The sequence below is a fragment of the Intrasporangium sp. genome (assembly GCF_051961875.1).
In the GTDB taxonomy this organism is placed as follows: Bacteria; Actinomycetota; Actinomycetes; order Actinomycetales; family Dermatophilaceae; genus Intrasporangium_A.
In genome coordinates, this window is the sequence record NZ_JBQCCV010000090.1 from 1 (window position 1) to 8,311 (window position 8,311).

The 8,311-nt window shown below is 70.2% G+C and carries 10 protein-coding genes; 5 read left to right on the top strand and 5 right to left on the bottom strand.

Features of this window, described 5'->3' with window-relative positions; translation table 11 throughout:
* Positions 1-1,017, bottom strand: a 1,017-nt coding sequence (locus tag ACTHJJ_RS05335; RefSeq protein ID WP_440301901.1) for a transglycosylase domain-containing protein, incomplete at its 3' end; no start/stop codon positions are given.
* Positions 1,018-1,153: 136 nt separating this feature from the next.
* Positions 1,154-1,942 (bottom strand): exodeoxyribonuclease III, encoded by a 789-nt coding sequence (locus tag ACTHJJ_RS05340; protein WP_440301902.1) that lies wholly within the window; start codon positions 1,940-1,942, stop codon positions 1,154-1,156.
* Positions 1,943-1,985: 43 nt separating this feature from the next.
* Here ACTHJJ_RS05340 and ACTHJJ_RS05345 point away from each other — a divergent pair, with 43 nt between their 5' ends.
* Positions 1,986-2,780 carry an SDR family NAD(P)-dependent oxidoreductase gene (locus tag ACTHJJ_RS05345; protein WP_440301903.1) on the top strand — a complete coding sequence of 265 codons (795 nt, stop codon included), beginning with the start codon at positions 1,986-1,988 and terminating at the stop codon, positions 2,778-2,780.
* A gap of 167 nt (positions 2,781-2,947) precedes the next feature.
* Here the strand turns inward: ACTHJJ_RS05345 and ACTHJJ_RS05350 are convergent, their stop codons facing one another.
* Positions 2,948-3,694, bottom strand: coding sequence for a hypothetical protein (locus tag ACTHJJ_RS05350; protein WP_440301904.1), 747 nt, complete (start codon positions 3,692-3,694; stop codon positions 2,948-2,950).
* A 204-nt stretch (positions 3,695-3,898) separates the two neighbouring features.
* Between ACTHJJ_RS05350 and pyrE the strand changes: the two genes are divergently transcribed.
* On the top strand, positions 3,899-4,456 hold the full coding sequence (gene pyrE, locus ACTHJJ_RS05355; protein WP_440301905.1) for an orotate phosphoribosyltransferase: 558 nt from the start codon (positions 3,899-3,901) through the stop codon (positions 4,454-4,456).
* Here the strand turns inward: pyrE and ACTHJJ_RS05360 are convergent.
* The gene (locus ACTHJJ_RS05360) at positions 4,426-5,103 is read right to left on the bottom strand and encodes a hypothetical protein (protein ID WP_440301906.1); all 678 of its coding nucleotides are present in this window, start codon (positions 5,101-5,103) and stop codon (positions 4,426-4,428) included. The genes pyrE and ACTHJJ_RS05360 overlap by 31 nt on opposite strands.
* 113 nt (positions 5,104-5,216) lie before the next feature.
* Between ACTHJJ_RS05360 and ACTHJJ_RS05365 the strand changes: the two genes are divergently transcribed.
* Together ACTHJJ_RS05365 and ACTHJJ_RS05370 are read left to right on the top strand one after the other, a co-directional pair.
* Positions 5,217-5,543: a putative quinol monooxygenase gene (locus ACTHJJ_RS05365; RefSeq protein WP_440301907.1), complete on the top strand. Its 327-nt coding sequence runs from the start codon at positions 5,217-5,219 to the stop codon at positions 5,541-5,543.
* 96 nt (positions 5,544-5,639) lie between these two features.
* Entirely contained in the window at positions 5,640-6,413 is a 774-nt protein-coding gene (locus tag ACTHJJ_RS05370) for a LemA family protein (RefSeq protein ID WP_440301908.1), read from the top strand.
* A 78-nt stretch (positions 6,414-6,491) separates the two neighbouring features.
* Here the strand turns inward: ACTHJJ_RS05370 and ACTHJJ_RS05375 are convergent, their stop codons facing one another.
* Positions 6,492-7,175, bottom strand: coding sequence for a DedA family protein (locus ACTHJJ_RS05375; protein WP_440301909.1), 684 nt, complete (start codon positions 7,173-7,175; stop codon positions 6,492-6,494).
* A 139-nt stretch (positions 7,176-7,314) separates the two neighbouring features.
* On the opposite strand from ACTHJJ_RS05375, the gene ACTHJJ_RS05380 reads away from it, so the two are divergent.
* Positions 7,315-8,196 carry an ABC transporter substrate-binding protein gene (locus ACTHJJ_RS05380; RefSeq protein WP_440301910.1) on the top strand — a complete coding sequence of 294 codons (882 nt, stop codon included), beginning with the start codon at positions 7,315-7,317 and terminating at the stop codon, positions 8,194-8,196.
* Positions 8,197-8,311: the final 115 nt, after the last annotated feature.

Sequence of the window (8,311 nt, forward strand, 5' to 3'; positions counted from 1 at the left end):
GGGGTCGAGCGTCGTGTGGATGGTGAGGCCGCCGCGGAAGAGGAGGTCGTGGCGCGCCTGGACCGTCGGCCCGAGCGCCGGCTGCCGCTCCAGCCACGGGATGATGAACTCGCAGAAGTAGGGGTAGGGCGAGGCGGCGCAGGTGCTCGGCTGCTGGGTGATGTTGATGTCCTTGGCGAGCGGGTGCGCCTTGGCCTTGGTCCACGCCGCCGTGCTGATGATGCCGAGTTCGTGCATCCGGTCGAGGACGACGTTGCGCCGGGCCTGGGCGGCCTTCGGCTGGGTGGCGGGGTCGGTGGCGCTCGGGCTGCGCACCACACCGGCGAGGGTCGCCGCCTCAGGCAGCGTCAGCTGGCTCGCCTGCACCCCGAAGTAGTGCTCCGCGGCCGCCTCGACCCCGTAGGCACCGTCGCCGTAGTAGGCGAGGTTGAGGTAGCCGGTCAGGATCTGGTCCTTGGACCAGGTCTGCTCGAGTGCAGTCGCGTAGCGCAGCTCGGTCAGCTTGCGCACGAGGGTCTTCGCGGTGGCGGCCTCGGCCGCGGCGTTCTGGCCGGCGGCGAGGGCCTGCTCCTGCAGGCTCATCTTGACGAACTGCTGGGTCAGCGTGGAGGCACCCTGGGTCGCGGCACCGCTCCGCGCGTCCTGCAGCAGGGCGCGCGCGATCCCCTCGGGGTCGATGGCGCCGTGCTCGTAGAAGCGGCTGTCCTCGATCGCGACCTGGGCCTTGCGCATGATGGGGGCGATCTGGCTCAGGGGGACGACCCGCCGGTCCTCATCCTGGGGTGTCGCGATGACCGTGCCGTCCGAGGCGAGGATCTGGGAGCCCTGGGCCAGCGGGTTGATGGTGAAGGAGCTCGGCAGCGAGTTGAACGCGTTGTCGCCCGCCTCCGCGAGCTTCCCTAAACCGGCGACCGAGGGGGCGGCGAGACCCGCGCCGAGAACACCCAACAGCACCGCTACGCACACAAAGGCCGTGAGCAGCGTGATGATCCGGCTGAACGTGTTCCTGCGGGCCACTCCTTCGACGGTAGGTGCGCAGTCTGGATGTTCGCTGCACGTCCGCTCCGGATCGGAGTGCCGGGCGGGCGGCCGGGCTGACGGCCGCCGTCAGGCGGACGTCAGGCGAGCGTCATACGGACTCGGTGGGCGAGTCTCAGGCCAGCTCGATGGCGACGGGTGCGTGGTCAGAGGCGCCCTTGCCCTTGCGTTCCTCGCGGTCGATGAGGGCAGCGGTGACGCGGGCGGCGAGCGCCGGCGAGCAGAGCGCGAAGTCGATCCGCATGCCGCGCCGCTTCTGGAAGGCGAGCCGGGTGTAGTCCCAATAGGTGTAGACGCCCGGTCCGGGGTGGTGGGGCCGCACGACGTCGGTGAACCCGGCCTCGACGACGCCCTGGAAGGCGGCGCGCTCGCCGGGGGACGTGTGGGTCTTGTCCGCGTAGTACTCGACGCTCCATACGTCCTCGTCGAAGGGGGCGATGTTCCAGTCCCCGCAGAGGGCGATCTGGGCGGCCGGGTCGGCGGCGAGCCAGGCCGACCCGGCCTTGGCCAGCGCCCCGAGCCAGTCGAGCTTGTAGGTCAGGTGCGGGTCGCCGAGGGCCCGTCCATTGGGGATGTAGAGCGACCACACGCGCACCCCGTTGCAGACGGCGCCGAGGGCGCGCGCCTCGGCCGCGAGCGGATCACCCCAGCCGGGCATCCCGTCGAACCCGACCTGCACGTCCTCGAGGCCGACCCGGGAGGCGATCGCCACGCCGTTCCACTGGCTCAGGCCGTGCTGGACGACCTCGTAGCCCAGCGCCTCGAACCGGTCGAAGGGGAACTGGTCGTCCCGAGCCTTCGTCTCCTGGATCGCGATGACGTCGATGTCGGTGCGGGTGAGGAACGCCTCGACCCGGTCGATCCGGGAGCGGATGGAGTTGACGTTCCACGTAGCGATGCGCATGGCCCCCAACCCTATGGGCGGGCGGCGCGCCTAAGGTGGCGGGATGGCAGACCCGAAGCCACCGCGGAAGCCCACGGCACTCGTCACCGGCGCGACCGCCGGTATCGGCCATGAGTTCGCACGCCAGCTCGCCGCCGGCGGACACGACCTCGTCATCGTCGCGCGAGACACGAGTCGGCTCGAGGGGGTGGCCGAGGAGCTGAGCAGCACGTATGCCGTTCACGTCGAGACGCTCTCGGCCGACCTCTCTCAGCGGGCCGAGCTGCAGCGCGTGGCCGACCGGGTCGCGGACGCGGACCGGCCGGTCGATGTCCTCGTCAACAACGCCGGGTTCGCCCTCAAGGGCCGGTTCCTGCAGAACGACGTGGCCGACGAGGAGCGTCACCTCGATGTCCTGGTGCGGGCGGTGCTCGTGCTGTCCCATGCCGCCGCACGGGCGATGGCGGAGCGCGGCCGGGGCCGGATCATCAACGTGTCCTCGGTGGCCGGGTTCATCGCGGCCGGGACCTACTCGGCGGCGAAGGCGTGGGTGACGACGTTCACCGAGAGCCTCGCGTCGGAGCTGTCGGGCACGGGCGTGACGGCGACGGCGCTGTGCCCGGGCTTCACGCACACCGAGTTCCACGAGCGGGCCGGGATCCGGATGGACGCGATGCCGGACTTCATGTGGCTCGATGCCCGCCGGCTGGTCGCCGACGCGCTCGCCGACGTCGACAAGGGCCGGGTGGTCTCCGTGCCCGGTGCCCAGTACAAAGCGATCGTCGGCGCGCTGAAGGTGCTGCCCCGTTCGCTCGTGCGCAACCGAGCGCGGACCGTGCACCGCCCCGGCTCCCGCTGACTGTCCGGGTCCTCGACAGCCCGGCGTCGACGCCAAGTCTCGTGACGTGCCGCGGGTCGACCCCGTGAATCGAGGCCCCCTGGCCACGAGAACGGCAGTGTCGCCAGTTCTCGGGGCCAGCGGTCGCTCCGTCCCCCTCTGGGAGCGAGCTTCTCAAGCCTCAGGTCCTAGTGGATGCTCACGCACTGCCCGACCCGGTGGCCGCCGACGGTCGATGCTCCATAGCCGGGGGGTGCACCCTCGACCGCGTCACCCAGGTGCGGATGCGGGTTGAGGCCGAGGCAAACGAGGTTCTTGCCGATGGTGTCCGCGACGATCTCGTTGCCGTCGGGGTCGTCCAGCCGGATGTTCGTCAGCACGACATTGCCGCCGATCTTCGAGCGGATCACGCCGAACCACGTCGTCGTGAGGTCGTTGACGACCAGGTTGCCGTGGATCGTGTCGTCCTTGACGGAGAAGGGGACGAACTGCTGCGGGCCGACGAAGCCGGCCCCGCCGCCGCTCGACACGAGGTTGCCCCCCACCTCAATGCCGTTGAACGCGGCGTTGTAGACGTGGTCGAGCGCGATGTTGTGGGCCACGGAAATCGTCGAGGACTGACCGCCATACGTCGTGCCGGGCTCGCAGCCGTGGGCCGGGGTGCAGCCAAGACCGACCATGGACCCGCTACCCCCGATGACGGAGCCGCCGATCCGGATCTTCGCCGGTGCGGACTGTGCGTCGAAGATCGCCCCCGGAGCGACGATGACGTTGTTGAGGACGGTGATGTTCGCGTGCGCCGGGACACTGCAGTGGCCGGTGACCAGCACCTGCCCGTACGTGCCCGAGCCGAGTTGCCCGTTGCCGCAGGTGGCGGTTGTCGGCGCCGCCAACGCTGCCCCAGCGGGGAGGATGACTGCGGCAGTCGAAGCCAAGGCTGCGCCTGCCGCCAAAAGATGTTTCTTGCCCATGCCTGATCTCCTTTGTCGGTGACTCAGTGAGGTGCTCCCAAGCAGGGCTGGGAGTTGACGCTACGCGGGCGACGGCCACCCCCGAGCGGTTTTGCGGATATGCATAGGAGGCGCAGCTGGAGGGCGTCCGCGTCGGGGAGCGGGCTGGGCGGCATACGATGACGTCCTGTGACTGACGCCGCTGCCGCCCGCGCCCGCCTGCTCGAGATCATCAAGGCCAAGGCCATCGTCCTCGGACGCGTCACGCTGAGTTCGGGCGCCGAGGCGGACTACTACGTCGACCTGCGGCGAATCACGCTCGACGGTGAAGCCGCCCCGCTCGTCGGGATCGTCATGCGCGACCTGACCAAGGACCTGTCGTATGCCGCTGTCGGTGGCCTCACGCTCGGGGCGGACCCGGTCGCGACCTCGATGCTGCACGCGGCTGCGGCGGCTGGGGACCGGCTCGACGCCTACGTCGTGCGCAAGGCGGGCAAGGCGCACGGCCTCCAGCAGCGCATCGAGGGCCCGTCCGTCGAGGGGCGGGATGTGCTCGTCGTCGAGGACACGACGACGACCGGCAACTCGCCGCTGGCCGCCGTCGAGGCGGTCCGGGAGGCCGGCGGCACCGTCGTCGCCGTGGCCACGATCGCCGACCGCGCGACCGGAGCGGGCGAGCGGATCCGGTCCGAGGCCGGCGTCGAGTACCGCTACGTCTACTCGCTCGAGGAGCTCGGCCTCGCCTGAGCCGCCACTCCGACCTGGACGGGGTAGCCGCTCCTCAGGACGGCAAGGGTCGACGGCGGGGTGATGACGGGGGCCCGTCCCGATCGCGGGCGGGCGACGTCGGCGCCGTACATGTTGTCCGGCTGCCAGGGGAGCAGGTGGTCGGCGCGCACGAGGGCCGGGCGGCAGTCGAGGAGCACGAAGGCCCCGTCGGGGAGGTCTGTCCAGGGGACGTGGTGCAGCCGACGTGCACGGCGCGACGGGTCCCAGCGTTCGTCGTGCAGCTGCCGGTCGAGCTCGGGAGCGGACAGGTGCGTGGCGCCCGCGGACTCCGCGACGGCGTCGCGGAAAGCGGTGTAGTCGGCGCGGCGGCACTCGGCGCAGGGACGGTGGCCGGCCGCGAACGCGACAGCCTCGTCGAGGAAGAACAGCGGGGTGTAGTGGTGCGGGTCCCATTGCGAGGCCCGGCGGCCGCGGAACGAGAGGACGCACGTGATCCACGCCCGGGACTGGTGGTGACGGACGACCTGACGGGAGCCCGAGCCGTCGTGCAGGCGCCCGCGGTTGCCCATCCAGGCGCCCCGACCCGGTGCCGCCACGACCTCCCCGAGCGGGTCGACGCGGTTCTGCGCCGACGCGTGGGTGCTTTCCGGCGCGGCTGCGGGCATGGGTCCAACCTAGGCGCGAGGTGGCCGACGCGCGTAGGCACTGCGCTCCTAGGCTGGAGCGACCGCCCCGGGCGGACTAGCCCGAACGAAAGCCAAAAGGAGAAGGAGCAGCCTTGATCTTCATCACCGCGAAGTTCCCCGTGAAGCCGGACCACGCCGACGAGTGGCCTGATCTCTCCCGCGCGTTCACCGAGGCGACCCGGGCCGAGGAGGGCTGCCTCTGGTTCGACTGGTCCCGCAGCCTCGACGACCCGACCGTCTACGTCCTCGTCGAGGCGTTCCGCGACGACGCTGCCGGGGCCGCGCACGTGCAGAGCGACCACTTCCGGACCGCGACGGCCGAGCTGCCGCGCTACCTCGCCGGGACCCCTGACATCGTCAACGCGAACGTTCCCGGCACCGAGTGGTCGCAGCTCGGCGAGATGGCCGTGTCGGACTGACCGGACTGACCTGACGCGCCACGGACTCCGCGCCGTTCAGTCGGGGCCCAGCCCTGTCTAGGATCGAACCACTGACACCTCACCAGGGGAGCACCCATGATCGTCGTCTGGATCATCCTTGGCCTCATCGTCCTGCTCGCCATCTGGGGCGTGGCCACCTACAACGGACTCATCGGCAGCCGGAACAAGGTCGAGGAGGGATGGCGCCAGATCGACGTCGAGCTGAAGCGTCGCCATGACCTCATCCCGAACGTCGTCGAGACCGTCAAGGGCTACGCCCAGCACGAGCGGGGCACGCTCGAGGAGGTCATGCGAGCCCGCTCGGTCGCGATGTCCGGCGGGCAGACGCCGGCCCAGGCGGCCCAGACCGAGGGCGTGCTGAGCCAGGCGCTCGGCCGGCTCATCGCCGTCGCGGAGGCCTACCCGGACCTCAAGGCAAACCAGAACTTCCTCGCCCTGCAGCAGGAACTGTCCAGCACGGAGGACCGCATCGCGAGCTCCCGCCGCTACTACAACGCCCTCGTCCGCGAGCTCAACACGAAGGTCGAGTCGGTTCCGTCGAACTTCATCGCCAACACGGCGGGGATCAAGCGGGCCGAGTACTTCGAGACGCCGGCCACCGAGGCGGTCGCCCCGAGCGTCAACTTCGGCTCGGGTGGCCTCGAGGGCGGGGGGCCGGCGGGGGCAGTCGGCCCGTCGACCGCCCCGGGCGCCGTCGGTGGCGCCTCGACCCAGCCGGGCAGCCTCTCGGGCCCGGACGTGCCGTGGCGCAGCGGCGGTGACGACCCGCTCGTCACCTCGGGACACGACGACGACGGCCAGCAGCCGCTGCCGAACCCCAACGTCGACCGCACGCCGCCGAACGACTGAGCGACGCGCAAACCCCATTCCGTATGCCGCAGGGCCCGGTCCGCATGGACCGGGCCCTGTCGCTGTGGTGCGGAGAGGTCAGCGGGGGTCGGTGTCGCGGACCTCGACCTGCGAGGGCGAGCCGGCCTCGGCCTGTGCCTTCTTCTTGTGTCGCCACCACTCGAACACCATCGGGACGAGGGAGAAGGCGACGATGAGCAGGATGATCGCCTCGATGTTGTTCTGCAGGCCGGGGAAGGCCTGCCCGAGCAGGAAGCCGAGCAGCATGACGCTGAGCACCCAGGCGACCGCACCGACCGCGCTCCAAGTGAAGAACCGCCTGCGCTCCATCCGCGAGACGCCCGCGACGACGGTGATGTAGGTCCGCACGATCGGCACGAAGCGGCCGATGACGAGGGCCTTGTTGCCGTGGTGGTCGAAGAAGTCGCGGGTCTTGTCGAAGTTCTTCTTGTTGATGAACCGGCCCTGCCGCTCGTAGAGCGGCGTCCCGACCGCACGGCCGATCTCGTAGCCGCTCACGTTGCCGAGGAACGCGGCGACGCAGAGCAGCAGGATCGCCGGGACGACGTGGATGTGAACCTGACCGGTCGCGATGAACAGGCCCATGGCAAACAGGAGCGAGTCGCCGGGGAGGATCGGGAAGAGCAGACCGCACTCGATGAAGACGATGGCGAGGGCTAGCCAGAAGAACGCCCCGCCGAACTGCTGCAGCAGGTAGCTGGGGTCCATCCAGTTGGGGCCGAGGGCGGCAAGCGCATGCATGGGCACAAGGGTAAGTGGCGGCCCTGTGGAGGCCTGAATCGACGCGGAACCACGCCCGGATTGCGGACTTGGCTCACCGCCATACCCGCCGGTTCTACACTCAGCCCCGGACCACCCCAGCCTTCTCCCAGGAGCCCTCATGTCCCGCACCCGTCTCCTCGCCGTCGTCGCTGCCCTGGGGGTCGCCGCGCTCGGCGCGTGCGGATCCTCGACCACGCCCCAGAGCCAGAGCAGCGCCCCGCAGACGAACGGCGGGACCGAGGCCGCGGCGGCGTGCGGCAAGGACAGCCTCAAGCTGGTCACGTCCGGCAAGCTGACGATCGGCACGGACAGCCCGGCGTACGAGCCGTGGTTCGTCGACAACAACCCGAGCAACGGCAAGGGCTTCGAGTCCGCCGTCGCCTACGCGGTCGCCGAGAAGCTCGGCTTCAGCAAGGACGAGGTCGCGTGGCAGGTCGTGCCGTTCAACACCGCCATCGCGCCGGCGCCGAAGAACTTCGACTTCGACGTCAACCAGGTGTCGATCTCCGACGAGCGGCGCAAGGCGGTCGACTTCTCGTCCGGCTACTACGACGTGCGCCAGGCGGTCGTCACGTACAAGGGCAGCCCCATCGACGGCAAGTCCTCGATCGCCGACCTCAAGGGCGCCTCACTCGCCGCGCAGGTCGGGACCACGTCCTACACGGCGATCAAGGACCAGATCCAGCCGAGCCAGGACCCGAAGGTCTTCGACACGAACGACCTCGCCGTCCAGGCCCTGAAGAACAAGCAGATCGACGGTGTCGTCGTCGACGTGCCGACCGCGTTCTACATGGCTGCGGCCCAGCTCGACGACGGTGTCATCGTCGGCCAGCTGCCGGCCGCGGGCGGCAAGACCGAGCAGTTCGGTGCCGTTCTCGACCTGCACTCACCCCTCACGCCCTGCGTCAGCCAGGCCGTCGACGCGCTCCGCGGCGACGGCACGCTCGACAAGCTGCAGAAGCAGTGGCTGGCCGAGGCGGGAGCCCCTGAGCTGCAGTGACCGAGAAGCCATCCGGTATGCCGCTCACCTCCGAACGCCCGGAGGCTGAGCGGTCCTGGCGTCCCTCGCCGGTCGAGCTCGAGCGGCGGGCTTACCGCCGGGCGCGGACGAAGAG

Coding starts and splice junctions, on each gene's coding strand:
- ACTHJJ_RS05340 (WP_440301902.1), bottom strand. CDS start 1,942: ATGCGCATCGCTACGTGGAACGTCAACTCCATCCGCTCCCGGATCGAC.
- ACTHJJ_RS05345 (WP_440301903.1), top strand. CDS start 1,986: ATGGCAGACCCGAAGCCACCGCGGAAGCCCACGGCACTCGTCACCGGC.
- ACTHJJ_RS05360 (WP_440301906.1), bottom strand. CDS start 5,103: ATGCCCGCAGCCGCGCCGGAAAGCACCCACGCGTCGGCGCAGAACCGC.
- ACTHJJ_RS05370 (WP_440301908.1), top strand. CDS start 5,640: ATGATCGTCGTCTGGATCATCCTTGGCCTCATCGTCCTGCTCGCCATC.
- ACTHJJ_RS05375 (WP_440301909.1), bottom strand. CDS start 7,175: ATGCATGCGCTTGCCGCCCTCGGCCCCAACTGGATGGACCCCAGCTAC.
- ACTHJJ_RS05380 (WP_440301910.1), top strand. CDS start 7,315: ATGTCCCGCACCCGTCTCCTCGCCGTCGTCGCTGCCCTGGGGGTCGCC.